The 26,553-nt window shown below is 66.6% G+C and carries 24 protein-coding genes; 13 read left to right on the plus strand and 11 right to left on the minus strand.

Translation table 11 applies throughout. The features are described from left to right. Window positions 1–126 precede the first annotated feature (126 nt). A complete protein-coding gene (gene glgA / locus BAU07_RS11105) occupies window positions 127–1,758 on the minus strand; it encodes a glycogen synthase GlgA (protein WP_157122188.1) in 1,632 nt (543 codons plus the stop codon). 370 nt (window positions 1,759–2,128) lie between these two features. On the opposite strand from glgA, the gene BAU07_RS11110 reads away from it, so the two are divergent. Genes BAU07_RS11110 through BAU07_RS11120 form a run of 3 tightly spaced genes read left to right on the plus strand, consistent with a single transcriptional unit; the run spans window position 2,129 to window position 4,992 of the window. Continuing rightward, window positions 2,129–3,151 (plus strand): ligase-associated DNA damage response exonuclease, encoded by a 1,023-nt coding sequence (locus tag BAU07_RS11110; protein ID WP_066657371.1) that lies wholly within the window; start codon window positions 2,129–2,131, stop codon window positions 3,149–3,151. Further along, window positions 3,148–4,791 (plus strand): ATP-dependent DNA ligase, encoded by a 1,644-nt coding sequence (locus BAU07_RS11115; RefSeq protein ID WP_066657373.1) that lies wholly within the window; start codon window positions 3,148–3,150, stop codon window positions 4,789–4,791. The genes BAU07_RS11110 and BAU07_RS11115 overlap by 4 nt, the downstream gene beginning before the upstream one ends. A gap of 21 nt (window positions 4,792–4,812) precedes the next feature. Then, complete coding sequence (locus tag BAU07_RS11120; RefSeq protein ID WP_066657375.1) at window positions 4,813–4,992, plus strand: hypothetical protein; 180 nt, start codon at window positions 4,813–4,815, stop codon at window positions 4,990–4,992. Between the two features lie 47 nt (window positions 4,993–5,039). Here BAU07_RS11120 and BAU07_RS11125 read toward each other — a convergent pair whose 3' ends face one another. After that, window positions 5,040–5,474 carry a GNAT family N-acetyltransferase gene (locus tag BAU07_RS11125; protein ID WP_066665306.1) on the minus strand — a complete coding sequence of 145 codons (435 nt, stop codon included), beginning with the start codon at window positions 5,472–5,474 and terminating at the stop codon, window positions 5,040–5,042. Window positions 5,475–5,766: 292 nt separating this feature from the next. Here BAU07_RS11125 and BAU07_RS11130 point away from each other — a divergent pair, with 292 nt between their 5' ends. Then, window positions 5,767–6,447, plus strand: coding sequence for an HD domain-containing protein (locus BAU07_RS11130; RefSeq protein WP_066657377.1), 681 nt, complete (start codon window positions 5,767–5,769; stop codon window positions 6,445–6,447). 109 nt (window positions 6,448–6,556) lie between these two features. Here BAU07_RS11130 and BAU07_RS11135 read toward each other — a convergent pair whose 3' ends face one another. From BAU07_RS11135 to hutC, 6 genes are all read right to left on the minus strand, one after another. Next, on the minus strand, window positions 6,557–7,534 hold the full coding sequence (locus BAU07_RS11135; RefSeq protein ID WP_066657379.1) for a Bug family tripartite tricarboxylate transporter substrate binding protein: 978 nt from the start codon (window positions 7,532–7,534) through the stop codon (window positions 6,557–6,559). Between the two features lie 382 nt (window positions 7,535–7,916). Continuing rightward, window positions 7,917–8,738, minus strand: coding sequence for a phosphate/phosphite/phosphonate ABC transporter substrate-binding protein (locus BAU07_RS11140; protein WP_066657381.1), 822 nt, complete (start codon window positions 8,736–8,738; stop codon window positions 7,917–7,919). A gap of 5 nt (window positions 8,739–8,743) precedes the next feature. Beyond that, a complete protein-coding gene (locus tag BAU07_RS11145; RefSeq protein ID WP_066657383.1) occupies window positions 8,744–9,748 on the minus strand; it encodes an ornithine cyclodeaminase family protein in 1,005 nt (334 codons plus the stop codon). A gap of 14 nt (window positions 9,749–9,762) precedes the next feature. Then, the gene (locus BAU07_RS11150) at window positions 9,763–10,755 is read right to left on the minus strand and encodes a Bug family tripartite tricarboxylate transporter substrate binding protein (RefSeq protein WP_066657384.1); all 993 of its coding nucleotides are present in this window, start codon (window positions 10,753–10,755) and stop codon (window positions 9,763–9,765) included. A gap of 149 nt (window positions 10,756–10,904) precedes the next feature. Next, window positions 10,905–12,605, minus strand: coding sequence for a urocanate hydratase (gene hutU / locus BAU07_RS11155; RefSeq protein ID WP_066657385.1), 1,701 nt, complete (start codon window positions 12,603–12,605; stop codon window positions 10,905–10,907). After that, window positions 12,602–13,369, minus strand: a complete 768-nt coding sequence (gene hutC / locus BAU07_RS11160) for a histidine utilization repressor (protein WP_084025602.1) — start codon at window positions 13,367–13,369, stop codon at window positions 12,602–12,604. The genes hutU and hutC overlap by 4 nt, the downstream gene beginning before the upstream one ends. 118 nt (window positions 13,370–13,487) lie before the next feature. Between hutC and hutI the strand changes: the two genes are divergently transcribed. Next, window positions 13,488–14,762: an imidazolonepropionase gene (hutI, locus tag BAU07_RS11165; RefSeq protein ID WP_066657391.1), complete on the plus strand. Its 1,275-nt coding sequence runs from the start codon at window positions 13,488–13,490 to the stop codon at window positions 14,760–14,762. A gap of 211 nt (window positions 14,763–14,973) precedes the next feature. Beyond that, window positions 14,974–16,224 carry an MFS transporter gene (locus tag BAU07_RS11170; protein ID WP_232338283.1) on the plus strand — a complete coding sequence of 417 codons (1,251 nt, stop codon included), beginning with the start codon at window positions 14,974–14,976 and terminating at the stop codon, window positions 16,222–16,224. 126 nt (window positions 16,225–16,350) lie between these two features. Here the strand turns inward: BAU07_RS11170 and BAU07_RS11175 are convergent, their stop codons facing one another. Continuing rightward, window positions 16,351–17,802: an FAD-containing oxidoreductase gene (locus BAU07_RS11175; protein WP_084025604.1), complete on the minus strand. Its 1,452-nt coding sequence runs from the start codon at window positions 17,800–17,802 to the stop codon at window positions 16,351–16,353. 354 nt (window positions 17,803–18,156) lie between these two features. Here BAU07_RS11175 and BAU07_RS11180 point away from each other — a divergent pair, with 354 nt between their 5' ends. Beyond that, on the plus strand, window positions 18,157–19,806 hold the full coding sequence (locus BAU07_RS11180; RefSeq protein ID WP_066665319.1) for a carboxylesterase/lipase family protein: 1,650 nt from the start codon (window positions 18,157–18,159) through the stop codon (window positions 19,804–19,806). 33 nt (window positions 19,807–19,839) lie between these two features. Here BAU07_RS11180 and BAU07_RS11185 read toward each other — a convergent pair whose 3' ends face one another. Then, window positions 19,840–20,727 carry a LysR family transcriptional regulator gene (locus BAU07_RS11185; RefSeq protein WP_066657393.1) on the minus strand — a complete coding sequence of 296 codons (888 nt, stop codon included), beginning with the start codon at window positions 20,725–20,727 and terminating at the stop codon, window positions 19,840–19,842. 101 nt (window positions 20,728–20,828) lie between these two features. On the opposite strand from BAU07_RS11185, the gene BAU07_RS11190 reads away from it, so the two are divergent. The 3 genes from BAU07_RS11190 (at window position 20,829) to BAU07_RS11200 (ending at window position 22,516) form a co-directional block, all read left to right on the plus strand. Then, the gene (locus BAU07_RS11190; RefSeq protein ID WP_066657397.1) at window positions 20,829–21,542 is read left to right on the plus strand and encodes an SDR family NAD(P)-dependent oxidoreductase; all 714 of its coding nucleotides are present in this window, start codon (window positions 20,829–20,831) and stop codon (window positions 21,540–21,542) included. Window positions 21,543–21,560: 18 nt separating this feature from the next. Further along, window positions 21,561–21,806, plus strand: a complete 246-nt coding sequence (locus BAU07_RS11195; protein WP_066657400.1) for a tautomerase family protein — start codon at window positions 21,561–21,563, stop codon at window positions 21,804–21,806. A gap of 65 nt (window positions 21,807–21,871) precedes the next feature. After that, window positions 21,872–22,516, plus strand: coding sequence for a nucleotidyltransferase family protein (locus BAU07_RS11200; protein WP_066657402.1), 645 nt, complete (start codon window positions 21,872–21,874; stop codon window positions 22,514–22,516). A 26-nt stretch (window positions 22,517–22,542) separates the two neighbouring features. Here BAU07_RS11200 and BAU07_RS11205 read toward each other — a convergent pair whose 3' ends face one another. Beyond that, window positions 22,543–23,304, minus strand: a complete 762-nt coding sequence (locus BAU07_RS11205) for an SDR family oxidoreductase (RefSeq protein ID WP_066657405.1) — start codon at window positions 23,302–23,304, stop codon at window positions 22,543–22,545. Window positions 23,305–23,490: 186 nt separating this feature from the next. Here BAU07_RS11205 and BAU07_RS11210 point away from each other — a divergent pair, with 186 nt between their 5' ends. From BAU07_RS11210 to BAU07_RS11220, 3 genes are all read left to right on the plus strand, one after another. Continuing rightward, on the plus strand, window positions 23,491–24,408 hold the full coding sequence (locus BAU07_RS11210; protein ID WP_066657408.1) for a LysR family transcriptional regulator: 918 nt from the start codon (window positions 23,491–23,493) through the stop codon (window positions 24,406–24,408). Between the two features lie 211 nt (window positions 24,409–24,619). After that, a complete protein-coding gene (locus BAU07_RS11215; RefSeq protein ID WP_084025608.1) occupies window positions 24,620–25,468 on the plus strand; it encodes an N-acyl homoserine lactonase family protein in 849 nt (282 codons plus the stop codon). A 32-nt stretch (window positions 25,469–25,500) separates the two neighbouring features. Beyond that, on the plus strand, window positions 25,501–26,511 hold the full coding sequence (locus BAU07_RS11220; protein WP_066657410.1) for a Bug family tripartite tricarboxylate transporter substrate binding protein: 1,011 nt from the start codon (window positions 25,501–25,503) through the stop codon (window positions 26,509–26,511). The last annotated feature ends 42 nt before the right edge of the window (window positions 26,512–26,553 follow it).

Genomic DNA, 26,553 nt, shown 5'->3' on the forward strand with positions numbered 1-26,553 from the left:
GGGTGGCGGCATGGATCATGCCGGGGCGAGCCGCACGGAGACCGCGTTGCCTGGCGTCATGCCTTGCAACGCGGCAGGGGAAGCGCTATGCCACCCCCCGCCACCAGGACGTCCGCTGTCCGCCCGTCACGCGCCAGCACCGGTCGGCAATGCCCCGGGCGGCTTGGCGTGCCCTTTCCGCCCGACCATGTTGCCCGTCAGCGGGCGCGCAGCGGCGGTGACCTGGTCCAGCAAGGACGGCCGGGCCGCGGTCGCGGTACTCGCCGTCGCGGCCTCCACCGTCGCCTCGTCCGGAACCAGCGATCGATACAGGCTGACATACGCAGGCGAAGCGCGTTCCCAACTGAAGTCCGCCGTCATGGCGCGGTACTGCATGGCCTGCCACACGCTGGGACGCCGATACAGGCTCATGGCGCGGGCAATCGCGCCAACCATCGTGTCGACAGTATCGCCTTCGAACAGCAAGCCGGTCGCGCTGCGCATGGCGTCGCGCCCGGCACGCGGACCGGGGTCCAGGATGGTGTCGGCCATGCCGCCTACCTTCGACCCGATGGGGATGGTTCCGTAGCGCATGGCGTACAGCGGCGTCAGCCCGAAAGGCTCGAAACGGCTGCCATGCAACAGCAGGTCGCCGCCGGCGTGAAGCATGTGCGCGGTGTTCTCGTCGAAACCGATACGTACGGCGCAGCGGCCAGGATAGCGGCGCTGCAGTTGGCGCAGGGCCGCTTCAAGCGGCTTCTCGCCTTGTCCCAGCACGGCCACCTGCAGTTCAGGATAATCGTCCAGCGCGACGGGCAGCGCCTGCACGGCGATATCCGCCATTTTCTGATGAGTCAGGCGGCTGCCCATGACCAGCAGCGGCGCGCGCACGTTTTCGGTCAGGCCGAAGTGGCGCTGCAGGCGCAGCTTGCACGCTTGCTTGTTCGCCATGTCGCTGGTGCTGAAGCGGTGTTCGCCCAGATGCGTGTCGGAGGCCGGATCCCATTCCTCCGCGTCGATGCCGTTGGGCACCGCCACCAGGTCATGTTCGCGCGTGGCCAGTACGCCTTCGAGGCCGCAGCCGAAGCGTGCGGTCAGGATCTCGCGTGCGTAGGTCTGGCTGACCGTCGTGATGCGGTCGGCATAGCGAATGCCGGCCTTCATGAAACTGAGCTGGCCCCAGTACTCGATACCTTCGGTGGTCAGGTAGCGTTCGTCGACGCCCAGTTCGGGGGCCAGCGCCATCGGGTACACGCCCTGGAACGCCATGTTGTGCACCGTCAGCACGGTCTTGACGTCCGTGATGCCGGCGTCATGCAGCAGCAGCGGCACCAGGCCAGCATGCCAGTCGTGGGCGTGCACGATGTCCGGCTTGGCCAGCATCGTCGCGCCGGCCGCCACGCACGCGGCGGCGTGGCACAGGGCGGCATAGCGGATGGCGTTGTCTTCGTATTCCCGGCCCTCGGCATCCACGTACAGGCCGTCGCGGTGGTACAGGCGGTCGTTCTGCACCAGCAGGACGGGCACGTTGCCCATGGCGGGGCAGATGCCCGAGAGCAACTTCGCATCGCCGCCGGGCAGCCGGCTCAGGTGAGCGACCTGCCGCACCTGGACCAGGTGGTCCAGCGTGCCGCGGTAGGCGGGAAGCATTATTGTCACGGAAGCGGCCGAGCCGGCGTGCAGGGCGCGGGCCATGCCACTGATGGCATCCCCCAGGCCACCGGTTTTCGCCAGGGGAAATGCTTCCGACGTTACAGCCAAGATTTTTAGCGACACGATACCGACTCCAATGGAGAATCGCGCTTGAGAGGGGAAGGAACCAACGAACGTAAAACTGGAGCCGGTCGGCGTAAACGGATGGGCGGGGCTGTAACGATATTGCCGCCCCTCGCGTAGGAATTACCCGTAACGTAATTTCTCCTAAGCGGGAGTGCCGTCCGCGATCGGCCAGATGTATATCCTTGGCAAGCGGCGTGCCCAAGGGTATATCGGCTAAGGAAGAGCATGCATTTTGCGCGGCCTCAGGGGTGGGCAGATGTGTATATTGGTAACTTCCGGGGGATATTCTGGCCCGGGATTTGCTTATGCCGGGTCCTTCTTCTTTTCCAGGGCGGATATCCGCCGGACTCCGCGGCCCCGCCCAGCGCTCATGGATCTTATCGTCGCACGGCCGGAAGGCCTGTATTGCCCGCCGGGCGATTTCTATATCGACCCGTGGCGCCCCGTGGAGCGCGCCGTTATCACCCACGCGCATTCGGACCATGCGCGTGGCGGCCATCGCCATTACCTTGCCGCCGCCCCGGGGGCCGCCGTCCTGCGCAGCCGCCTCGGCGACATCGCGCTGGACGCCGTGCCCTATGGCGAGCCGCGCGTCCACAACGGCGTTCGTATCAGCTTGCATCCCGCCGGGCATGTATTGGGTTCGGCACAGGTCCGCCTGGAATATGGGGGTGAGGTCTGGGTCGCATCCGGCGACTACAAATTGCAGGAAGATGGAACCTGCACGCCATTCGAACCCGTGCGCTGCGACGTTTTCATTACAGAGTCCACATTCGGCCTGCCCATCTACAGGTGGGACCCGGCTCCGGCCGTGCATGCCGAGATAAATGCCTGGTGGGCGGCCAATGCGGCCCAGGACCGCCCGTCCGTGCTGTTTTGTTATGCCTTCGGCAAGGCGCAGCGGATTCTGCACGCTTTGGATGCATCGATCGGCCCCATCGTGACGCATGGTGCAGTGGAAACGCTGAACCGCGCCTACCGTCAGTCGGGCGTGCGGCTGCCGGCTACGGTCACGGTGAGCGACCTGGCCGACCCGACGGCCTTGCGGCGCGCGATGGTGCTGGCGCCGCCTTCGGCCCGGGGCAGTACCTGGATGCGCCGCTTCGGCGACCACGCCGATGCCTTCGCCAGCGGCTGGATGCGGCTGCGGGGCGCCCGGCGGCGGCGCGGCGTGGACCGCGGTTTCGTGATGTCCGACCACGTCGATTGGCCGGGCCTGCAACACGCCATCGCGGCGACCGGGGCGCGGCGCGTGATCGTGACGCACGGCAACGTCGGCGTGCTGGTGCGCTGGCTGAACGAACAGGGCTGGCAGGCCGAGTCCTTCACCACCGAGTACGGCGCCGAGGAGGACGAGGGCGGGGCCGATACGGATCCCAAGGAGGCCGCATGAAGGCCTTCGCGGACCTGTATGCAAAGCTGGATGCCACCACTTCCAGCAACGCCAAACTTGCTGCCATGCAGGACTACTTCCGCACGGCGCCGGCGGCGGATGGCGCCTGGGCCGCCTATTTCCTGGCCGGCGGCAAGCCGCGCCAACTGGTCCCGACCAAGGTTCTGCGGCAGTTCATAACCGAGACGGCCGGCATCCCGGAATGGCTGTTCGAGGAAAGCTACCAGGCCGTCGGCGATCTCGCGGAGACGCTGGCGCTGTTGCTGCCCGATCCGGGCACGGAGGACCAGGCGGGGCTTGCCGAGTGGGTGGAAGAACGCCTGCTGCCGTTGCGCGGCCTGCCACCGGCAGAAATCCTGCATCGCCTAAGCGATCTGTTCGGCCGGCTGGATGCACACGGGCGTTTTGTCTGCGCCAAGCTGATGACCGGTGCCATGCGGGTCGGGGTATCGAAGCTCCTGCTGACGCGTGCCCTGGCAGAGGTCGCCGGCGTCGACGCCCGCCATATGGCGCAGCGCCTGATCGGCTACACCGATATCGGGGCGCGTCCGCAGTCCGATGCGTTCACGCATTTGTTGGCGCCTTTGTCGCACGACGCCCAGGCGCGCGCGGACGGCCACCCCTATCCGTTCTTCCTTGCGCATCCGCTGTCCGCCGACCCGGCGGCGTTCCAGGATCTGCTCGGCCCGCCGGCGCGTTGGCAGGTCGAATGGAAATGGGATGGCATCCGCGCCCAGGTGGTGCGGCGCGCCGAACAGACCTGGGTCTGGTCGCGTGGCGAGGAACTGGTCACCGAGCGCTTTCCCGAGCTGATGCGGCTCGGCACCCACTTGCCGGAAGGCACGGTCCTGGATGGCGAGATCGTGGTCTGGCGCGAGGGCAGGGTGCAACCCTTCGCGCTGCTTCAGCAGCGCCTCGGGCGTAAAACGGTGGGCGCGAAATTGCTGGCCGACGCGCCGGTGGTGCTGCTTACCTACGACTTGCTGGAGCTCGACGGCCAGGACATGCGCTCGCAACCGCAGTCTGCCCGGCGCGCGGCGCTGGAACAGTTGGCCTTCCGGGTGCATGACCCCGCGCTGGAGCTGTCGCCGCTGCTGCACGGCGATGATTGGCAGGACCTGGCCCGGCAACGCGAAGCGTCCCGCGCGTTGGGCGTCGAAGGCATGATGCTCAAGGCCGCCGACGCCCGCTACGGGGTGGGGCGCACCAAGGAAAGTGGCGTCTGGTGGAAATGGAAAGTCGATCCGTTTTCCGTGGACGCGGTATTGATCTACGCGCAACGCGGACACGGGCGTCGCGCCAGCCTCTATACGGATTACACGTTTGCCGTCTGGGACGGCCCCCCGGACGCACCCGAGCGCCGGCTGGTGCCGTTCGCCAAGGCGTATTCCGGCCTGACCGACGAGGAGATCCGCAAGGTCGACGCCATCGTGCGCAAGACCACGGTGGAGAAGTTCGGGCCGGTGCGCAGCCTGGAGCCCACCCAGGTCTTCGAACTCGGGTTCGAAGGCATCGCCCGCAGTGGCCGGCACAAGAGCGGTATCGCGGTGCGGTTTCCCCGCATGCTGCGTTGGCGCCAGGACAAGACGCCGGCCGATGCGGACAGCCTTGAGACGCTGGCGGCTTTGCTGCCGGAGTAGGGGAGCTCGCCGGCAGGCGTCGTGGCGCGGCTGCGCGAACTACTGATCGTCGCGACGAAGAGTCCACAGGCCAAGGCATTCTTCGCCAACTCGGCGACGGAGTCCTGGACCTCTACGCCTTCGGAACTGAGTCAGTTCCAGACGGCGGAACGGGCGCAGGGTGGCCTGGCCGTGAAGGCGGCGGGAATCGAGCCGGAGTGATACCGGGAGATGCAGCCCGGGAACGCTGGCGTCCATCGCGCAGCGCCTCATCGCTTCAATCGCATGTGCAGGATCGGAAAAGCCTTGCCTTGCCCATCGACGGGTGATCTGTCGACGACCTCGAAGCCCATGCGCTTGTAGAAGCCGAGCGCCTGATCATTCTGTTCGTTTACATCCACAAGGTAATGTCCGTCGGAGATCGCGTGCCGGAGCAGTGCCTTTCCCATCCCGCGGCCCATGGCTTGGGGCGCGATGAACAACATCTCGATTTTGTCCGCCGATGTGGCCACGAAGCCCTTGATGCGATGTAAAGCGTCCAGGCAGACATGAACGCGCAGCGCGGGCAGATATTCGCCGGCGATCCTCGGCTTGAGCGCTGCGACATCGCCTTCCGACAGAAAGCGGTGGGTGGCTTTCACCGATGCCTCCCAGACGCCGACAATGGCGTCGAAGTCCTCCGGATGAGCTGCGCGAATGGTCATCTGTGGTCCGAATCGTCGAATCGAAAAGGCGGCATCGTAGCGGAAGCCGCGTGCCGGACGATACATCGGTGCCAGCGTCCGCGCCCATGGCGGGCATGGGGCCAAAGTCCGATAATCCCCGGATGCGGCGACGCGCGAGGCATGTGGTCGCCTCCCATGCCGTCGCTTGGCCCGCGAGCAGCGATATCCGGCAAGGAGACAGACCATGAAGGTGGGCACTATCATCACCGTCGCCTGCGTCGCCGTGGGACTCGCCGGGACCGTCCTGGCGCCCGCGGGCTAGACCCAGACGCTGACCCCCCGGCCCGGCCAACCGGCGCCGAGCGCCGCGCCCGGGGTTGCCGGCATAGAGATTCCCGACAGCAAGCTGGCGCGTGACGCGGCGGAGTTCATTCGCGGTCCTACGGGGGACATGCTATTCCAGCATTCCACCCGGGTCTATTACTGGGCCGCCCTGGCAGGAAAGCGCAAAGCGCTGGCTTTCGACCCGGAGCTTCTCTACGTGGCTGCCATGTTCCATGATTTCGGCCTGACGGCCGCTTATGGCGAGAGCCATTTACGCTATGAAGTGGATGGCGCGAACGCGGCCCGTGGCTTCTTGCGAAGCCGCGGTGTTTCGGAAGCCGACAGCGAGAAGGTGTGGCTCGCCATTGCGCTGCACACCACCAATGGCATTCCGGCGCATGTGTCGCCCCTGGCCGCGCTGGTCGCCGAAGGCGCCAATATGGATCTTGTGGGCGCGGGGTACGGGGAGTTCACTGCCGCACAGCGGAGCGCGGTCGAGGCGGCACATCCGCATCCGCCGCAGTTCGCGCAGGATTTCATGCGGACGCTCTACGACAGCCTGAAGCATCGTCCGGAGACGACGCAAGGCACCGGCCTGGCCGACGTCATGGCCTACGAGGACCCGCATTTCGTCCGCAGGGATTTCAGCAGCCTGATGCGGAATTCTCCGTGGGTCACCGGGAAGTAATCGGGGCCGGGACCGCGGCAGTTGCCGGAAGCGCACGGGGCGTGCGAGCTCGATCGCGCCCCGCGCTCGATGCGGACCCCGGAGCCGCCGTCGGGGTCGTCCCCCCGGATTAATCCACCGTCGCCCCGGACGCCTTGACCGCCGCGCCCCAGGTGACGATTTCCTTGGCGATATAGGCCTGGAATTGCTGGGGCGTCATGGCCATGGGTTCCACCCCCAGGCTGGCGAGCTGGGCTTTTACATCGGGCGAAGCCAGGACTGCCTGGATCTCCGCGTTCATCTTCTTCGTAATCGCGTCCGGCAAGCCGGCCGGCGCCAGTACGCCGTACCAGGGTTGCGCGTCGATGCCCGCCAGGCCGCTTTCAGCCAGTGTGGGAACGTCGGGCAGGGCGGCGGAACGCTGGGCGCCCGTCACCGCCAGGACCTTCAGATTGCCTGCCTTGACCTGCTGCATGATAGGCAGCGGGTTTTCGAAAGCAAGCGGTACCTGGCCGCCGACCAGGTCGTTGAGCAGCGGCCCGGAACCTTTGTACGGGATGTGCTGCATCTTCACGTGGGCCGCGGTGCTGAACATCTCGCCGATGATGTGCTGCGGCGTGCCGGATCCCGCCGAGCCGAAGGCAAGGTTGCCTTCTCTGGCCTTCTTCAGGACGTCCTGGATGGAGTTCAGGCCCGACTTGGCGTTGACCGCGACCACGAAGCTGGTGCGCGCCAGCGGCGATACCGCGGTGAAGTCCTTGTCGGGGTGATAGGGCAGCTTGGTGTACAGCGTGCCGGCGATCACGATGGGGCCGCTGGCGGCCAGCAGGAAGGTATATCCGTCGGGCTTGGCATGGGCGACGTACGACGTGCCGATATTGCCGCCCGCACCTGGTCGGTTTTCGACGATCACGGTTTGCCCCAGCTTGTCGTGCAGCTTGTTCGACAGCAGGCGGGCCAGCACGTCCGTGGTGCCGCCGGGCGCGTAGGGCGAAACCAGGGTGATGGGCTTGTCGGGCCAGGCGTCCGCGGCGCGCGCAGCCGGAACGGCGGCGAGCATGGCGACCGCGCACAGCGCGGCCAGTTGACGGGGCAGGAATCGACGCATGGGATGTCTCCTCGGGATATTGTTGTGGTGAACGGATAGTAGTTGAACGCAGTGTCCGTTCACCCCCTAGTGGACCCCGAACTCGCTGACTGGTTGCTGATGACCGACCACTGCAAGGCGCCTCGGCCCCGAGCGCCGGACCGCACGGGCATGGTGCTTGCTTGATGAGCATGGAAGCTGGCCACACGTAGCCGGCGATAGAAAAGGAGAAGCTCCATGCCTGGAATCCTGCTTTGGCTGTTGGGTATCCCTATTCCCATCATCCTTCTGCTCTGGCTTTTCAATGTAATCTGATGGCTATGCATGGGGCGAGCGCGCGGCTCGCCCCATCTTCATCCTCGGACAGCGATCCACCAGAACCTGCACGTCCCCCGCCTGGATCTCACCTGATCTCCGGGTACGCCTCCGCATCGCCGGTATCCAGCAAGGCCTCGTAGGCGGCCGGATGCGCGGGAACGAAGCGCGCGACGTGCGCCTGCGCGAGCAGGCCCGCCAAGCTCCCATCCTCGTGCATTCCATATAGAACTTGCGAAAGGCGGCCGGTCAGCGCCGGGTCGACATCCGGTCCGCCGACCAGCAGGGGATTCGCCGTCCATGGCGTATAGGCCAGCGTGCGCACGCCTTGCAGGGCGGCCGGATCATGGGCGCGTAGCAGGTCCAGATACCAGCCGTCGACCGCCGTCAGGTCGATCTCCTCGTCCAGCAGGGCGCGCAGCAGCCCGCGCGGGTTGCCGTACGGCCCCTTGGACGCTTCGAACAGGAGGGGGCCGCGTTCCGCCGTCCATTGCGCCAGCATCCTGCGCGGGGCGTTCCAGCCGGATTGCGAGTCGCGCACCATCCACCCGTAACGACTGCCCAGCGCGTCCGGAAGTTGCTGCCAGGGCGCCGCCGCACGCACCAGGAATTCGCTGCGGTAGCGCGCCTGGCCAGCGTATTGCGTCCAGCTCGGCACGACGGCGGCGACGGCCGTATACGCCTTGCCCGCGCGGCGCGCCTGGGCGTAAGGCCAGCCGCACATGAAAGCGCCGCACAGGCCAGGCCGTTCCCACAGTTCGCCGATGGGCGTGGGCCAGCCATGTTCGACAAAGTCGACTTCCAGGCCGGCCCGGTCATGCGCCGCGCGCAGCAAGGCATGCCAGGCGTCGCGCGCGGATGGCGCGACGTCGTACATGCGCGTGGAGGCAATCAGCGGTGAGTGCGGCATCGTGCTCAGGCGAACTTCAAGGTCTGGCCGATACCCATGCCGCGCGCTTTCTCGAGCATGGCGTGGCCCAGCGCGATATCGGTGGTGGACAGGCCGCGGTGCCAGAACAGGATGGTTTCGTCGTTGCGCTCGCGTCCCGGTTTCAGGCCGGCGACGATCTGCCCGATCTCGGCATGCAGGTTCTCCTGCGTGATGCGGTCGCTGTCGACGTGCGCGCGCAAGGCGCCAAAGGGCAGGCCCTTGCGGCACTGGCCCCAGTCGTCCACCACCACCTTGCTCATGATGTCGGTCAGCGACAGCTCCACGGCGCTCATGGTGCCATAGGGAATGACCAGCGCGCCGGGTTTGATCCACGCGGTCTTCAGCATGGGAGTGGGCTCCGGCAGGCGCGAGGCCTCGACCACGATATCGGCGTCGCGCACGCAGGATTCCCAGTCGTCCACCACCTTGACCGGTTTGCCCAGGTCGCGCGACAGGCGCTCGCCGAAGGCGCGCTGGCTTTCCGGGCGGCGCGAATGCACGCGGATTTCATCGAAATGGAACAGGCTGTCCAGCAGGCGTACATTCCAATACGACGTTCCACGGGCGCCGATGTGCCCCAGCACCTTGCTGTCGCGGCGAGCCAGGTGCTTGGCGCCGATGGCGGTGACGGCGCCGGTGCGCATATCGGTAATGGCCGTCGCGTCGACAATGGCCAGCGGCTTGCCGGTGTTCGGATCGAAGAGATTGAGCAGCGCCATTTCCGAGGGCAGCCCGACCTTGTAGTTATCGACGAAGTCGCTGACGACCTTGACGCCGGCCACCTGCAGCGGCTCGATATAGCCGCGCAGTACGTTGAAGTGTCCCTTGGCGGAGGACTCGGGAATCAGATGCACCCGAGGCTCGATGACCGTCTTGCCCAGGCCTTGCGCGCGCAGGGCGCTTTCGACGGCTGCCAGGATTTCGGCGTCGGTGATGCCCAGCGCCTTGATGTCCGGGCCATTGAGATAAGTAATGTCGATGGACTGCATAGCGGACTCCGCGTTCATTGAATGGGTTTGATGCCGGCTGTCTTGACGATGTCCGCCCACTTGCGGCTCTCGTCGCGGATCATCGTGGCGAATGCCTCGGTGGTGGTATCGGCCGGTTCCACGCCCAGGTCTTCGAATTTCTTGCGCACCGCGTCCTGCTTGAGCACGGTGTTGATGTCCTGCTGCAGTTTGCTCAGGATGTCCTTTGGCGTCTTGGCCGGCGCGACGATGCCGTACCACGATGTCACGTCGAAGCCGGGATAGCCGCTTTCGGCCACGGTGGGTACGTCGGGGAGTTGCGGCAGGCGCCGGGGCCCGGCCACGGCCAGCGCGCGCAGCTTGCCGCTGCGTATGAAGGGCAGCACGGTGGATACGCCGGCGAACATCATGTCGACGTTGCCCGCCACCACATCGGTGACGGCCGGCGCCATGCCGTTGTAAGGGATGTGCATGAGGCTGACGTCGGCGGACTGGTTCAGCAGTTCGCCGGCCAGGTGCGCGCCCGTGCCCGCGCCCGGCGATGCGTAGTTGAGCTTGCCCGGCTTGCTCTTGGCATAGGCGACGAACTCCTTGAAGTCCCGCGCCGGCACGGCGGGATTGACCACGAGGATATTGGGGGAGGTGGCCACCAGTGTCACGGGCGCGAAGTCGCGTGCCGTATCGAAAGTCAGGTTGGTATAGAGCAGCGGGTTGACGGTGAGATTGCCCGCCGGCGCCAGGCCCAGGGTGTAGCCATCGGCGGGGGCGCGCGCGACCTGCGCCATCCCCAGGTTGCCGGAGGCTCCCGGCCGGTTCTCGATGACGACGGGCACGCCCCACATTTCATTGAGCTTTTGCCCCACGATGCGCGGCAGCGCATCGGCCACGCCACCGGCGCCGAAGGGCACGATGACCGTGATGGGCTTGGAGGGATAGGTCGTGTCGGCGGCGCGGGCCGGTGCCGACGTGGACAGGACCGCGGCGGCCGCGGCGGCCATGGCAAGACGGATGCTCAGAGACGGTTTCATGGAATTCCCCTTGTATGTGTCTACTGCTGCTGCTGACGCCGCGCAATGCGGCGGATCCGGAAAGGTGTCAGAACCGCCCCTGCGCGCGTTCTCTGCGCGCGCTCGGGTGGCTGGTCCTGGGAGGGCGGCCTGGAAGCGTTGGGCGGGCCCTATGCGTTCGAGCTGTGCGGCGCGTCGAGCATCGGCAGGTCCAGGCCGGCATCGCGGGCGCAGCGCACCGCCTGTTCATAGCCGGCGTCCGCATGGCGCATCACGCCGGTAGCCGGGTCGTTGTGCAGCACGCGGCCGATGCGGCGCGCGGCTTCGTCGGTGCCGTCGCACACGATGACCACGCCGGCATGCTGCGAAAAACCCATGCCCACGCCACCGCCGTGGTGCAGCGATACCCAGGTTGCACCCCCCGCCGTATTCAGCAGCGCGTTCAACAAAGGCCAGTCCGATACGGCATCGGAGCCGTCGCGCATGGATTCGGTTTCGCGGTTGGGGCTGGCTACCGAGCCCGAGTCCAGGTGGTCGCGCCCGATGACGATCGGCGCGCTCAATTCGCCGGTGCGCACCATTTCGTTGAAGGCCAGGCCCAGCCTGGCCCGGTCGCGCACGCCTACCCAGCAGATGCGTGCCGGCAAGCCCTGGAAGGCGATGCGTTCGCGCGCCATGTCGAGCCAGTTGTGCAGGTGCTTGTCATCCGGGATCAGTTCCTTGACCTTGGCGTCCGTCTTGTAGATATCTTCCGGATCTCCGGACAGGGCGACCCAGCGGAACGGCCCGATACCCTCGCAGAACAATGGCCGGATGTAGGCCGGCACGAAGCCCGGAAAGTCGAAGGCGTTCTCGACACCCATCTCCAGGGCCATCTGGCGGATGTTGTTGCCGTAGTCCAGCGTGGCGGCGCCACGCTGCTGCAAGGCCAGCATGGCGCGGACGTGGCCGGCCATCGACTGCTTCGCGGCGAGGATTACGCCGGCCGGATCGGACACCCGGCGCGCCTGCCATTCCTCCATGGTCCAGCCTTGCGGCAGATATCCGTTGAGCGGATCGTGCGCCGACGTCTGGTCGGTCACGCAATCCGGCGTGATGCCGCGTTCCACGAGTTCCGCCAGCACGTCCGCGGCATTGCCCAGCAGGCCGATGGATACAGGCCGTCCCTCCGCACGCGATCGTTCCAGCCGTTGCAGCGCCTCGTCCAGCGAGTTCGCCTTGACGTCGATGTACCGCGTGCGCAGCCGGAAGTCGATGCGGGATTCGTCGCATTCCACCGCGATCATGCTGAACCCCGCCATGGTGGCGGCCAGCGGTTGCGCGCCGCCCATGCCGCCCAATCCCGCCGTGAGGATCCAACGTCCCTTGGGATCGCCACCGAAATGACGATCGGCCACCGAGAAAAAGGTCTCGTAGGTGCCCTGCACGATGCCCTGCGAGCCGATGTAGATCCAGCTGCCGGCCGTCATCTGGCCGTACATCATCAGGCCCTTGCGGTCGAGCTCGTGGAAATGTTCCCAGGTCGCCCAGTGCGGCACCAGATTGGAATTGGCCAGCAGCACGCGCGGGGCGTCGGCATGCGTCCTGAAGACGCCCACCGGTTTGCCGGACTGGATCAACAGGGTTTCATCGGCCTCCAGCCGCCGCAGCACCTCGAGAATCCTATCGTACGAAGGCCAGTCGCGCGCGGCGCGACCGATGCCGCCGTAGACCACGAGTTGCTCCGGATGCTCGGCGACTTCCGGGTCCAGGTTGTTCTGGATCATGCGGTAGGCGGCTTCGATCAGCCAGTTCTTGCAGGTCAGCGTGCTGCCACGAGGGGCGCGGATGGCGCGCGACGGGTCGAGGCGGGAAGAAGGCGATGAAGTCATGATGCGGAATCTCCAGAAGACTTGGCGGGAGCGGGGCGCGCGGGTACGGTGGCGTGGCCGCTGAGGCGGTAGCGGTCGCCGGGATGGATCAGGCGGGCGAAGGTCACGACGTCCGGGCCGGCCCAGGTGCGTCGCAGCACCTGCAGGCAGGCCTGCGGGGTATTCAGGCCCAGCCATTGGGCGACGCGCGCATCGGGCAGGATGGCCTCGATGGTGTGCTCGACGGCGGTCAGGGGCGCGACGCGGCTCAGGTAGGCGTTCGGCGTTTCGGCGCTGAAGTCCTGCGCCATGTAGTCAGGGGCCGTGCGCGGGTTCACATAGCGGTCCTCCAACTGCACCGGCACGTCGTTGTCCAGATGCAGGATCAGCGAGTGATAGACGGACTTGTCCATGCCCAGTTCCAGGGACGCGGCGATCGTGTCGGGCGCGGTGGTGCGTTCCAGGCGCAGCACCCGGGCGGCGTAGCGATGGCCGCGCTGCGCGATTTCCTCGGCGATGTTGCGGACCTCCAGCACGGGCAGGGTGGCCTTTTGTTCGGCCACGAACGTGCCCAGCCCCTGGCTGCGGACCAGGACGCCTTCCTGGGTCAGTTCCAGGATGGCGCGGCGCGCGGTCATGCGCGAGACTTCGAACTGGGCGGCAAGCTGGTTCTCCGACGGCACCTGTTCGTTCACCGCCCAGCGTCCCGCGCCGATCTGCTGCACGATGTGCTGCTTGATGCGGACGTAGGGCGGAAGCGGCAGCGCGCGCTGGGGGGTGGCCATGGTTTCCATTCGCCGGCGTGGGGCCGGAATAGTTGTGTATGGCAGAAATCTAGCTTGAATATACAAGTATAGTCAAGTACATTGCGTACCTCGGACCTCGATACTCAGGGATACCCCCATGACCCACGGCGCGCACGGTTTGGACGGCGGTATTTGGATACGCAATGCCAGGGTGGCCAGCTTCGACCCGTCCTGCGACGGGCCGTATGGCGTCCGGCAGGACGCCGACGCGCTCGCGGTGCGGGACGGCCGCATTACGTGGATCGGCCGCGATCGCGACGCACCCGCCGACGTTCGCGCATTGCCTGCGCTGGACGCCCATGGGCAATGGATCACGCCGGGACTGATCGATTGCCATACCCATCTGGTCTATGCGGGATCGCGAGCGCGCGAATTCGAGATGCGGCTGAATGGCGCCTCGTATGAGGACATCGCGCGGGCCGGCGGCGGCATTGTCTCGACGGTGCGCGCCACGCGCCAGGCCGGGGAGGCCGGTCTCGTGGAACAGGCCCTGCCGCGGCTGCGGGCGCTCATGCTGGAAGGGGTCACCACGGTGGAGATCAAGTCCGGCTATGGGCTGGACATGGACACGGAACTGGCCATGCTGCGCGCGGCGCGCACGCTGGAGCGGACGGTCCCCGTGACGGTACGCACGACGTTCCTGGCGGCCCATGCCGTGCCCCCCGAATACAGCGGCCGCGCCGACGCCTATATCGATTTCGTGTGTACGCAGGTACTGCCCGCCGCGGTGCGGCTGGGCCTGGTGGACGCGGTCGACGTTTTCCACGAGAACATCGGCTTCGACGCGGCCCAGGCCGAACGCATGCTGCAGGCCGCGGCCGCCTTCGGGCTGCCGGTCAAGCTGCACGCCGAGCAATTGAGCCTGTGCGGCGCCACCGCGCTGGGCGCCCGCTACCGGGCGATGTCCACGGATCACCTTGAACACCTCGATGAGGCGGGCGTGCAGGCCATGGCCGAGGCAGGCACGGTCGCCGTGTTGCTGCCGGGTGCGTTCTACTTTCTGCGCGATACGCACGTACCGCCGGTCGACCTTCTGCGCCGGCACGGCGTGCCGATAGCCGTGGCCACCGATTGCAATCCCGGGACCTCGCCATTCGCGTCGCTGCTGCTCATGTTGAATATGGCGTGCACCCTGTTCCGGCTGACGCCGGCAGAGGCCCTGAATGGCGTGACCCATGCCGCCGCGCGCGCGCTCGGCATCCACGATCAGGCCGGCTCGATTACGGTCGGCAAACGGGCCGATCTGGCTTTCTGGAATGTCGCCGAACTGGCCGAACTCTGCTACAGCTATGGAACGCATCGGCCCACGCGGGTGCTGCGCCATGGCGTGGAACGGGGCATGGCGCCAGGGGCCGCGGCGGCTCCGGCGTAGCGGTTCAGGCATCGCCCGCTCGTGGCGTACAGTCCGGGCGTCATGCCCGAGCTCCTCTCCCGTCGCGACATTGGAGCAACGTCCGGGCTTGTTCGGACAGCGTCAGGCAACGTCGGGCCATGGCCGCGGACCCGTGCGGGGGTATAGTACGGGGCCGCCGAGCGGGGCCGGCATGAACATCATGCCCTGCCGGATGCAGCAGCCCCGCCATATGCCTCACGCCATGGACAGTCCAGAAGCACCACCGTCCCGTCCTTCGACAGCGCCCACCCACGCCGACTCCCCTTACTGGCGGCGCAACCTCGCCATCTGCGTGTTCGGTTCGTTCACCACCATCGTGGGCATGACGCTGCTGCTGCCTTTCCTGCCGCTGTATGTCGAGCAGCTGGGGGTGACGGACCACGCGGCCATCGTGCAATGGTCCGGCGTGGCGTTCGGCGCCACCTTCTTCAGCGCGGCCCTGACCGCGCCGCTGTGGGGCCGCCTGGCCGATCGCTATGGGCGCAAACTGATGCTGATACGCGCCAGTCTGGGCATGTCCATCGCCATGTCGCTGATCGGCATGGCCGACAATGTCTGGCAACTGGTGGGCCTGCGCCTGCTGGCCGGCTTGCTGGGTGGCTATGCCTCCGGCTCCATGGTGTTGGTGGCGACCCAGACACCCAGGCACCGCACCGGCTGGGCCTTGGGCGTGCTGTCTTCCGGCATCATGGCGGGCAATCTGGCCGGCCCGCTGATCGGCGGCGCGCTGCCGCCCCTGATCGGCATCCGCGCGACCTTCTGGGCTTCGGGCGCGCTGATTTTCGTGGCGTTCCTGGTGACGGCATTCCTGATCAAGGAAGAGCGCCGGGTACGGCCCAAGGCCGCGGACAAGCCCAAGGTCGGCTGGTCGGCCGTGCCGGACAAGGGACCGCTGATGGCCATGCTGCTGACCGGTGCGCTCCTGATGCTGGCCAACATGTCCATCGAACCGATCATCACCGTGTACGTCGCCCAGTTCGCCGAGCCGGCCAATGTGACCATGGTTTCGGGGCTGGTCATGTCGGCCGCCGCGCTGGGCAGCATTCTGTCGGCGTCCCGCCTGGGACGGCTGGCCGACCGGATTGGCCACTGGAACGTCATCATCGGCTGCCTGGCGGTATCGGCCGTGCTATTGATTCCGCAGGCCTTCGTCACGCAAAGCTGGCAACTGGTGGCCTTGCGCTTCCTGATGGGGCTGGCGCTGGGCGGGCTGCTGCCTTGCATCGCCAGCGTGATCCGCCACAACGTGCCGGAGAACGTCGCCGGCGGCATGCTGGGCTACTCGACCTCGGCGCAATACGTCGGACAGGTGGTCGGTCCGATAGGCGGTGGATTCGTCGCCGGGCATTTCGGCATGCGGTCGGTGTTCCTCGGCACGTGCGTGCTGATGGCGCTGGGTGCGCTGTACAACCGCGTGGTGCTGGCCAGGCGCAGGCGCTAGGTCCGCGCGGCGGCCAGCTCCGCCCGGCCCGAAGACCCGACGCCAGGCAGCCAGGCCGGGCAGCCAGGTACAGCGAAGGCAATGCCAGCGGAGGCAATTCGGGAAGGCGAATCCACCGAAGCCGGCTCAAGCCAACGGCTTGAGTTCGCCCAGCACGGTGGGGATGAGTTCGGAGACGGTGGGGTGGATAGGCACTGCGCGTTGCAGCGTCGTGTAGGGGGACTTGCTCGCCATGATGTCCAGGATGCCGTGTATGGCTTCGTCGCCGCCCGTGCCGAGGATGGCGGCGCCCAGGATGGCCTTGGTATCCGCATCGACCACGACTTTCATAAAGCCTTCGGTCTCGCCTTTCTCGATGGCGCGGCCCACCCGGGTCATGGGGCGGACTCCGACCAGCGCCGGACGTCCGCTGGCCCGCACCGCGGCTTCGGTCATTCCCACGCGCCCCAACGGCGGGTCGATGTACAGGGCGTACCCCGGCAGGCGGTCGCTGACGCGCCGCGTGTCGCCGTCCAGCAGATTGGCGGCGACGATCTCGAAATCGTTGTAAGCGGTATGCGTGAACGCGCCGCGGCCATTGCAGTCGCCCATGGCCCAGATATTGGGCACATTGGTGCGCAGCGTATCGTCGACGACGATATAGCCGCGTTCGTCGGTATGCACGCCGGCCGCTTGCAGGTCCAGATCGTCCGTATTGGGCTCGCGCCCCACGGCCATCAGCACATGCGATCCCACGACGCGCCGGGCGTCCGGGCCCGGGGAAGTCTGCACCGCGATGCCCTCCGGATCCGGCGCGAACCGGATGCATTCGGCCTGCAGCAGGATACGTATGCCTTCCTTTTCCAGGATTTTGTGGATGGCGTCGGAGATGTCCGGGTCTTCGCGGGCGATCAGGCGCGGGCCTTTCTCGACGATGGTGACCTCGCTGCCGAAGCGACGGTACATCTGCGCGAACTCCAGGCCGATGTAGCTGCCGCCCACCACCACGAGATGGCGGGGCAGGACGTCGAGGTCCAGCAGGGTGGTGTTGGTCAAGAGCGGCACGTCGTGCACCCCCGGCATGTCGGGGATGCGCGCGCGGCCGCCCACGTTGATGAAGATGCGATCCGCGGACAGGGTCAGGCCGTCGACCTGGACGCGGTCCGGGCCGGTGAAGCGCGCATGGCCCTGGTAAACGGTGCAGCCCTCCATTCCGCGCAGCCAGCTTTCCACGTTGCCGCTGGCGCGCAGGACCACCGCATCCTTGCGCGCCTTCAGGCGGGCCACGTCCACCCCCACGTTGCCGTCCAGGGCCACGCCGAAATCCGCGGCGCGGCGGGCCAGGTGCGCCGCGTAGGCGCTGGCGACCAGCGTCTTCGTCGGCATGCAGCCCGTGTTCACGCAGGTGCCGCCGAACCGTTTGCGTTCGATCAGGGCGACACGCAGGCCGGCCTGTGTCAGCCGACCGGCCAGCGGCGGTCCGGCTTGCCCCGCGCCGATGATGATGGCGTCGAAATGCGCGCCTTGCGCGCCGCGCGCGGGGGACGCTGCGCCGGCCGGCACGCCACGGGTGTTGCCGTCTGTGGCCTCGTTATCCATAGGGAGTCTCCCGTTGCGGCGACGCGCATCGCCATCGGCTATTGATCGCGCTGGGGCCTGTCGGCCGGTCCGGCGCACGGATGTCCAGCCACGAGGGCTGCAGCGTAACGCAACTGTAAACGCTGTCGGCAGATTCGCGAAGCCCTCGCCGTTCATGGAACGACGGCGGCAAGCGCGGGCCGGCATCGCCACATGCGCGCATCTTTCAATGGCGAAAGCTATGTAAATTCCGGGCCGCGCCGCGTAAACATCGTTGAGTTGCGCGCCGTCATGTCGCAGGATGCCGCTGGGCTTTCAGCGGAAACACGCCGTAGCGGCCACAGAGCCGTCACCCATGACCTGGAGACATGCAACATGCTGGACGATACGAAGGGATTTTCGACCACTCGCCGCGCCATCCTGAAGGGGGCTGCGTCGCTGGCTGGCACGGGACTGCTGGGAGGCCTTGCGCCAGGGCGGGCGTCCGCCGCCGATCCGGTTGTCGAAACGACCCATGGCAAGGTCCGCGGCGTGGTGAATGAACGCGTACACGTGTTCAAGGGCGTGCGATACGGGGATACCACTGCAGGGGCCAACCGCTTCATGCCGCCCAGGCCGCCAGCAAAGTGGGCCGGCATCGTCGACGCGCAGGCGTGGGGCGCCTCCGCCCCGCAAGTCACCGCCAAGCCGGATCCCTTCAACGACTGGTATACCGCCACCCAGCCGCTCAGCGAGGATTGCCTGTTCCTGAACGTCTTCACCCCCGGCGTCCTCGGCAACGGCCGGCGTCCGGTCATGGTGTGGCTGCATGGCGGCGCCTGGACCAATTGCGCGGGCACGGCCCCCGGGTTCGACGGCACCGGCCTGGCGCGGGATGGCGGCGTCGTCGTGGTGACGGTCAACCATCGGTTGAACGTGTTCGGCTACGTCAGGCTCGATGACCCGGACGAGCGCTTCGCGGACGCGGGCAATACCGGCGTGCAGGACATGATCGCCGCCCTGCAGTGGGTCCGCGACAATGTGGCGCAGTTCGGCGGCGATCCCGGCAACGTGACGATATTCGGTCAATCGGGCGGCGCCGCGAAGGTGGTGGCCTTGATGGGAACGCCCAAGGCCAGCGGTCTGTTCCACAAGGCCATCGTGCAAAGCTGCTCCGGCGGCCGCCAGATCGACGGGCAGGAGGAAGCCGCGGTCCAGGCACGCGAGCTGGCCACGGTGCTGGGCTTGCCGAGGCTGACGGGCGCCGCCTTGCAGAACATCTCCATGGACGATCTGATCAAGGCCACCCGGGGCATCGCCGACCCGTTCCGGCCCGTGATCGACGGACGCACGTTCACCGCCGACCCGTTCTATCCCGCCGCACCGGCCATCTCGGCGCATATCCCGCTGTTGATCGGCAATGCCAATACCGAGATGACCTATTACCTGCAGGTCGACCCGCGTAATTTCGCGCTCGGGATGCCCGATGTGAAGCGCCGCATGGGACGCTTCCTGAAGCTGGACGCGGCACGGGTCGACCGATTGGTCGACGCGTACCGCGCCAGTTATCCCCGCTATACGCCGAGCGAACTGCTGACGACGATGTCGACCGACTATATCTTCAAGCGCAATACGCTCAAGGTCGCTTCCCTGCAGGCCGCGCACGCCGCCGCGCCGGTATACGCCTATGTGTTCGCGCGCGAAACGCCGATACGGGGCGGCGTCATCCATGCGCCGCATACCGAGGAAGTACCCTTCATTTTCGGTACCACGAGGGCGGCCGCCGCCATGTTGGGAACCGGCGGCGACATCGAACCGGTCAGGCGCATGATGACGGCGACGTGGACGGCGTTCGCCCGGCATGGCAACCCGAACAACTCCACGTTGCCGCAATGGACGCGGTTCCAGGATCCGGAGCGGCAGACCATGGTGCTGCAACGCCAGAGCCGCCTGGAGAAGGATCCCGGCGGACCGGCGCGGGCGGCGCTCGAGACGCTTCCGTACTACGAGTACAGCATGGAGCGCGGGAACGTGGTGAAGGGATAATGCGTGGCGGGGTAGCGGCGTGCCGACGCGCCCTCAGGCCGCGAACAGCGCGTGCTCGCCGCTGAAAACCTGGACCAGGTAGTCGACGACGGTCCTGACGGGCAAGTTCTTCCGGTCCTGCGGCCGGGTCAGCAGCCACATCTCGCGGGCCGGCGGCGCCGCGTCCAGTCGGCAAGGCCGCAGGGCCGCTTCCCTGCGGCCGATGTAGTGCGGCAAAAGCGCCAGTCCGACCCCCGACCGCGCCGCCGTCGCCTGTGCGACCTGGTTATTGGCCCGGAACGCGACACGGGCCTGCGGATACTGCCGCGCCAGCCATACCGCTTCGGGTACATAGGCATTCATCTCATCGAACGCAATGAGGACCGGCGGCGCGCCGTCTTCGATGGGCTGGCAGACCTCGGGCGTTCCGTAGAAGCCGTAGGCCATCAGGCCCAGCGGTTTGGCGATCACGTCTCCATCGGCCGGGCGTCCGAGGCGGATGGCGATGTCGGTCACGTGCCGTTCGAGGCTGACCGCGCGCACGTCCGATGCCAGGTCGATGTCCAGCCCCGGATGCTGACGGGGCAATTCCGCCAGTTTGTCGATGATGAAGCCCTGCGTCAGGGCGGGCGGGGCATTGACGCGAACCAGCCCCCTGGGTGAACCGTCGGACCCGCCCCGGCGCAGCGCCTGGACGGCCGTTTCCATTTCGCTGGCCGCGCCCAGCGTGCGGGTGCCCGCCGGCGTCAATACGTAGCCTTCCGGCCGCCGCTCGACCAGCTTTTCCCCCAGCGTCGCCTCCAGCGAGGCAATGCGCCGCGCGATCGTCGCATGGTTCACCGAAAGGGCCCGGGCCGCCGCAGACAGGCTGCCGTAACGGCCCAGCGCCAGGAAGACGCGGATGTCCTGCCAGTCCGGTTCTGTGCGTTTTTTCTCAGTCATTGAGAAAGGATAGCGACTTTCGCACAGCCCGTCACCGGCATACCTTACGTCGCAGGCCAACGCCACTTCTCTCACACATCTCGATCGAAAGGAAACACATCATGCGCAATCAACCAAAAGTCGCCATCGTCACCGGTGCCTCGCAGGGTCTGGGCGCCGGTATCGTGCAGGGCTTCCGCGATAACGGCTACGTGGTCGTCGCCAATTCGCGCAATATCGCACCGGGTGCGGACGCCGGTATCGTGGCGGTCCCGGGTGACATCGGCGACCGCGACGTCGCACGCCAGGTGGTGGCCGCGGCCATCGAACGCTACGGCCGGATCGACACGCTCATCAACAACGCCGGCGTCTACATCGGCAAGCCGTTCCCCGACTACACGGCCGAGGACTTCGAACAGGTGATGCACGTGAATGTCGCGGGGTTTTTCCACATCACGCAGTTCGCCCTGGCGCAGATGCTCAAGCAAAACCATGGCCATATCGTGCAGATCACGACCGCCTTGGTAAACCAGGCCATCGCGGGCATGCCGTCGGGCCTGGCCACGCTGACCAAGGGAGGGCTGGATTCGGTCACGCGCGGGTTGGCGATCGAGTACGCCCAGAGCGGTATCCGCGTGAACGCGGTCGCGCCCGGCATTATCAAGACACCCATGCACAAGGAGGAAACGCATGCCGTCCTGGACACGCTGCACCCCATGGGCCGGATGGGGGAAATCGCCGATATCGTCGATGCGGTGCTTTACCTGGAGCGCGCCAGTTTCGTGACCGGCGAGACCCTCAACGTCGACGGCGGCCAGCATGCCGGCCGCTGGTAATCCACCAAGGAGAGAACCATGCCATACGTCAATATCAAAGTGACACGGGAAGGGACCGCGCCGGGCGCCACGGCAACGACAGCGGAACAAAAGCGGGCGCTTATCAAAGGGGTGAGCGACCTGCTATGGCAGGTCATGGGCAAGCCGCCGCAATCCACGTTCGTGGTCATCGAGGAAGTCGAGCTCGAAAACTGGGGCGTGGGCGGCGTACCGACGCCGGAGTATCGGCTGGGCCTGCAGAGCGCATCCCCGCCCTCGCGCTGACGCTGCGGGCACACGGCGATAGGCCCGTGTCAGGGTTCCGCCGGGACGGTCCTTAAAATGTGCCCATGAAGCAATCTCACAACGTTCCGTGCGCCGACCCGGATGCAAGCCGCGCAAGCGTCCTGGCGTCCATCCTGCGGCGGGACGGCAACCGGATGCGCATCCTGTCCATCGTGAAAGCGCGCAATCTGCCCGACTGCTGGATCGGCGCGGGCTTTGTCCGCAATGCGGTATGGGATGCATTGGCGGGGCGGCCCGCGGGTTCATTGGCCGAAGACATCGATGTCGTATGGTTCGACCCCGCGCGCGGCGATGCGGAGTCGGATCGGCGCATCCAGGCGGATCTTGCCGCGGTGGATCCTTCGTTGCGCTGGTCGGTCAAGAACCAGCACCGCATGCATGTCCGCAACGCGGACGCCCCATACCGCTGCTGCGAGGACGCCTTGCGCCATTGGCCCGAAACCGCCACCGCGGTGGCGGTGCGGCTTGCCGACTCCGGCCGTATCGAGATGCTGGCGCCGTTCGGGCTGCACGATCTGTTCGCCGGCATCGTCAGGCCCACGCCGGCCTTCGCCTTCGACGGCGGGACGCCCCGAGCCGGAGTGGCCGCTTTCCCGGCCCCTGGCAAGCGGGCGGTGTTCGAGGCGCGCTGGCGCGAGAAGCGATGGTTGGAACGCTGGCCTTTCCTGTGCGTCGTCGCACCGGAGTAGGGGCGGCGCGAAGCGCATCCCGGTCTTCAGGCAAAGCCGCCATTCGCGCGCACCACCTGGCCGTGCACCCAGCCGCCGTCGGGGCCCACCAGGAACGCGACCACCCGGGCGATATCCTGCGGCTGCGCCAGACGCTCCAGGGGCGACAGCTTGCGCAACTGCGCGATCTGTTCCTCCGTCTTGCCATCCAGGAACAGGTCGGTACCGACGGGCCCGGGCGCGACCGCGTTGACCGTGATGTCGCGGCCGCGCAGTTCGTTGGCCAGCACATGGACCAGGCCCTCGACGCCCGCCTTGGATGCGATGTACGGACCGTATTGCGGGAAAGACTTGGCGATCACGCTGCTGGACAAGGCGACGATGCGACCGCCGGCGCGCAGATGCTGTCCGGCGTGCCCCAGCACCAGGAAAGCCCCGCGCAGATTGGTGTGGATGACCTGGTCGAAGGCGTCCAGGCTGTCGGGCGCGATGGGCGCCATGGGCATGATGCCGGCGCTGTGCACCACGGCCCCGATTTCGCCAAAGGCTTCCTGGGCCGTGGCGAACAGCCGCTGCACGTCCCCGGGCTGCGCCACGTCGCCCTGGACCGCAATGGCCTGGCCTCCGGCTGTCTGGATGGCGGCGACGGTTTCGTCGGCGCGCGCGGCGTTGCCCGCGTAATTGATCACTACCTTGAAGCCGTCCGCCGCGAGGCGCTCGGCGATGGCGCGGCCGATGCCGCGCGACGCGCCGGTGACGATGGCGGCCTGGGCGGTGGCGGCGGGTGAAGATGATGCGTTCGTGTTCATGATCGGTTCCTCGAAACGGTTGGGGAGGCGGCGGGTCCGACGAAGCGGACTGGCCGTGCGGGGCGCTCGGGTCGGAATCCGGCCGCTCGCGCTACAACATGGAAAGCATGATGCCAGTTGACTGTTGTGGAATAAATAGGGCTAAATTGCCATATTCATTCAGTTTGAATCAACAATGGGGCCGCCATGGACCGCTTCGACGCCTTACAGCTGTTCATCCGTATCGTGGAGCTAGGCAGCTTCACGGAAGCGGCGGCCGCGCTCGACGTGCCGCGCGCCACGGCAACGCATGCGATCAAGCAGCTGGAACGGCGCCTGAACGCGCGGCTGCTGGAACGCACGACGCGCCAGGTCAAGCCCACGCTGGATGGCCAGGCGTTCTACGAGCGCAGCAAACGCGTGCTGGCGGAGCTCGAAGATGCTGAAACCTCCCTTAGCACGCAGGTGGCCAACCCGCGCGGAATGCTGCGGCTGGATCTGCATGGGGCGCACGCGACCTTGATCATTCTGCCGCGCATCATGGAGTTTCGGGAACGCTATCCCGAAATAGATGTGATGATCAGCAGCGGCGACCGCCTGGTCGACCTGATCAAGGAAGGCATCGACTGCGTCGTGCGCGCGGGACAGCCGCGCGACTCCTCGCTGGTGGCGCGGCCGCTGGCCAGCCTGCCCGAGATTATCTGCGCCAGCCCTGAATACCTTGCGAAGTACGGTACCCCGACGCATCCGAGTGAACTGGAGCAACACCAGGGGATAGGCTTTTTCGCGCGCGGCAGCGATCACCGCTATCCCTTCACCGTGATGGTGGAGGGGCAGGTGACCGAATTCGAGGCCAGCGGCTGGATGTCGGTCAGCGATGCCGAGTGCTATACGAGTGCGGCGCTGGCCGGCTGCGGTTTGATCCAGGTGCCGCGCTTCCGCCTGGAGCCGCACCTGCAGGCGGGCCGGCTGGTGCAGGTCCTGCCCGAATGGCGTTGTCCGGACCTGCCCGTGACCGCGCTTTATCCCTTTCATCGGCAGCTTTCGCCCCGCGTGCGCGTGTTCATCGACTGGGCGCGATCGATCTATGCGGAGCGGTTCGGGGCCCCGCGCGCGGCGGAATAGATTCCGGCGCGGCCGCCGCCGAAGGAGCCACGCCGATCGCTGCGCGTATTGCTGATTTGGATTCAGCAGTGTTTTTAATTCCAGCGGATTGATCAGCATACGGCCCGCAATTAGACTGCGCCGTACCACTCGAGATCCGGACACCCCAACGCATCTGGCAATGGCCGATGCGGTCTTGGCGGGCGATACCGGACAACCAGGAGACAAGCTGATGTCGCACGCGCAGCCGCCCGGTCCAGCCGGCGCGACCGGGTCCGTTCGTCCCGGCGTTTTGCCCCGCTATGAAGTCATCGCGCTGAAGTACGCCACGCGTGGCGCCCAGCGGCCCGCGAATTTCCTGGGCGGCGATCCGCACGACGCGCCCATGCCGATGGACTACTACGTGTGGGTAATACGCAATGAAGACCGGCTGGTCCTGGTCGATACGGGGTTCGACGAGGAAATGGCCGTCAAGCGTCATCGCACGCTGTTGCGCCGGCCGGCGGATGCGCTGCGCCTGCTGGGGATCCACGCGGCGGCGATCACCGATATCGTGATTACGCACCTGCACAACGACCATGCCGGCACGCTGCCGGACTATCCGAACGCGCGCTTCCATTTGCAGGACGCCGAAATGGCGTTCGCCACGGGCCGCCACATGTGCTGCGGCATCCTGAACCGCGCCTACGAACCCGATGACGTCATCAGGATGGTGCGGCTGGTCTATGGCGACCGCGTGGTATTCCACGACGGCGATGCGGAACTCGCGCCCGGCATCAGCCTGCATCGTATCGGCGGGCACACCGATGGCCTGCAGTCCGTCCGGGTCCATACCGCGCGCGGCTGGGTCGTGCTGGCATCGGATGCCAGCCACTACTACGAGCACTTCGAGCAGGACCGCTGCTTTCCGCTGGTGTTCAACGTAGGCGACGTGTTGCAGGGGTACAGGCGCTTGATCGGCTTGGCCGGGTCCCGTGCCCATGTGGTGCCCGGGCACGATCCGCTGGTGCTTGAACGCTATCCCAGCGTGTCTGCGGAACTCGAAGGAATCGCCGCGCGGCTCGATCTCGATCCGAAGTAGCCGACCGCGGCTGCCATCCCCAAGGAGACATCATGCATAACAAGAACGCCCAGTCACGCCTGGGAGGAAACCGCCGCGCCGGCGCGCTGCGCGCCATCCTGGCGCTGGCCTTGTGTTGCGGGCTTCTGCCTGCACAGGCGCTGGCGAAGTATCCCGACCATCCCATCAAGCTCGTGGTGCCGTTCCCGGCCGGAAGCGCCACCGACACCGTGGCGCGCCAACTCGGCGAGGAGATGTCCAGGGACCTCGGCCAACCCATCGTGGTGGACAACAAGCCGGGCGCGCAAGGGATCATCGGCGTCAACGCCACGGTGAACGCCGCGCCGGACGGCTATACCTTGCTGATACTGGGCGTGACCACGGGCGCCAGCAATGTCTCGCTGTTCAAGCAGCTGCCCTATGACCCCATCAAGGACCTGACGCCGATCGGCATGATCGCGGAGTCGCCCATCGTCCTGGTGGCGGCCCCCGGCTTCGGCCCCGACGACACCGCGCAATTGTTCGAACTGGGACGCAAGCAGCCGGGCAAGCTGACTTATGGCTATGGCTCGGGCAGCGCGCAGGTGGCGGCCGCCAAGCTTGTCAGCATGGGCGATATCAAGGCCATGCCCGTGCCGTACAAGGGCTCGCCGCAGGCATTGACCGACGTCATGTCCGGACGCGTGGACTTCATGTTCGTCGACCTGTCGCTGGCCATTCCGCAGATCGAAGGCGGCAAGCTGAAGGCGCTGGGCGTGACCACCCGCGGACGCTTCCCGGTGGTGCCGGATATCAAGTCCATCAACGAATCCGGTGCGCCTGGCTATGAACTGGTCGTGTGGTTCGCGTTGAGCGGACCGGCGAAGATGCCGAAGGACGTGACCGACCGCATATCCAAGGCCTTGAACGTCGCCTTGCAAAGCAAGGACCTGCAGCGCAAGTATGCGGCCCTCGGGCTGGCGGTGAAATCGTCCACGCCCGACCAGTTCGCTTCGTTCCTGACCAGTGAGATCGATAACTGGGGCGCCATGATCAGGGCCGCCGGCATTCCGCCGCAGGATTGACGGATAGTCCCGCGCCCGTCCGTGCCACGCGCCGGGCGCTTT

The sequence above is a fragment of the Bordetella flabilis genome (genome assembly GCF_001676725.1).
In the GTDB taxonomy this organism is placed as follows: Bacteria; Pseudomonadota; Gammaproteobacteria; order Burkholderiales; family Burkholderiaceae_B; genus Bordetella_C; species Bordetella_C flabilis.

What these genes read in the sequence shown, in the direction of transcription:
- BAU07_RS11110 (WP_066657371.1), top strand. Translation starts at nt 2,129, where the DNA reads ATGGATCTTATCGTCGCACGGCCGGAAGGCCTGTATTGCCCGCCGGGC.
- BAU07_RS11115 (WP_066657373.1), top strand. Translation starts at nt 3,148, where the DNA reads ATGAAGGCCTTCGCGGACCTGTATGCAAAGCTGGATGCCACCACTTCC.
- BAU07_RS11125 (WP_066665306.1), bottom strand. Translation starts at nt 5,474, where the DNA reads ATGACCATTCGCGCAGCTCATCCGGAGGACTTCGACGCCATTGTCGGC.
- BAU07_RS11135 (WP_066657379.1), bottom strand. Translation starts at nt 7,534, where the DNA reads ATGCGTCGATTCCTGCCCCGTCAACTGGCCGCGCTGTGCGCGGTCGCC.
- BAU07_RS11140 (WP_066657381.1), bottom strand. Translation starts at nt 8,738, where the DNA reads ATGCCGCACTCACCGCTGATTGCCTCCACGCGCATGTACGACGTCGCG.
- BAU07_RS11145 (WP_066657383.1), bottom strand. Translation starts at nt 9,748, where the DNA reads ATGCAGTCCATCGACATTACTTATCTCAATGGCCCGGACATCAAGGCG.
- BAU07_RS11150 (WP_066657384.1), bottom strand. Translation starts at nt 10,755, where the DNA reads ATGAAACCGTCTCTGAGCATCCGTCTTGCCATGGCCGCCGCGGCCGCC.
- hutU (WP_066657385.1), bottom strand. Translation starts at nt 12,605, where the DNA reads ATGACTTCATCGCCTTCTTCCCGCCTCGACCCGTCGCGCGCCATCCGC.
- hutC (WP_084025602.1), bottom strand. Translation starts at nt 13,369, where the DNA reads ATGGCCACCCCCCAGCGCGCGCTGCCGCTTCCGCCCTACGTCCGCATC.
- hutI (WP_066657391.1), top strand. Translation starts at nt 13,488, where the DNA reads ATGACCCACGGCGCGCACGGTTTGGACGGCGGTATTTGGATACGCAAT.
- BAU07_RS11170 (WP_232338283.1), top strand. Translation starts at nt 14,974, where the DNA reads ATGCCTCACGCCATGGACAGTCCAGAAGCACCACCGTCCCGTCCTTCG.
- BAU07_RS11175 (WP_084025604.1), bottom strand. Translation starts at nt 17,802, where the DNA reads ATGGATAACGAGGCCACAGACGGCAACACCCGTGGCGTGCCGGCCGGC.
- BAU07_RS11180 (WP_066665319.1), top strand. Translation starts at nt 18,157, where the DNA reads ATGCTGGACGATACGAAGGGATTTTCGACCACTCGCCGCGCCATCCTG.
- BAU07_RS11185 (WP_066657393.1), bottom strand. Translation starts at nt 20,727, where the DNA reads ATGACTGAGAAAAAACGCACAGAACCGGACTGGCAGGACATCCGCGTC.
- BAU07_RS11190 (WP_066657397.1), top strand. Translation starts at nt 20,829, where the DNA reads ATGCGCAATCAACCAAAAGTCGCCATCGTCACCGGTGCCTCGCAGGGT.
- BAU07_RS11195 (WP_066657400.1), top strand. Translation starts at nt 21,561, where the DNA reads ATGCCATACGTCAATATCAAAGTGACACGGGAAGGGACCGCGCCGGGC.
- BAU07_RS11200 (WP_066657402.1), top strand. Translation starts at nt 21,872, where the DNA reads ATGAAGCAATCTCACAACGTTCCGTGCGCCGACCCGGATGCAAGCCGC.
- BAU07_RS11205 (WP_066657405.1), bottom strand. Translation starts at nt 23,304, where the DNA reads ATGAACACGAACGCATCATCTTCACCCGCCGCCACCGCCCAGGCCGCC.
- BAU07_RS11210 (WP_066657408.1), top strand. Translation starts at nt 23,491, where the DNA reads ATGGACCGCTTCGACGCCTTACAGCTGTTCATCCGTATCGTGGAGCTA.
- BAU07_RS11215 (WP_084025608.1), top strand. Translation starts at nt 24,620, where the DNA reads ATGTCGCACGCGCAGCCGCCCGGTCCAGCCGGCGCGACCGGGTCCGTT.
- BAU07_RS11220 (WP_066657410.1), top strand. Translation starts at nt 25,501, where the DNA reads ATGCATAACAAGAACGCCCAGTCACGCCTGGGAGGAAACCGCCGCGCC.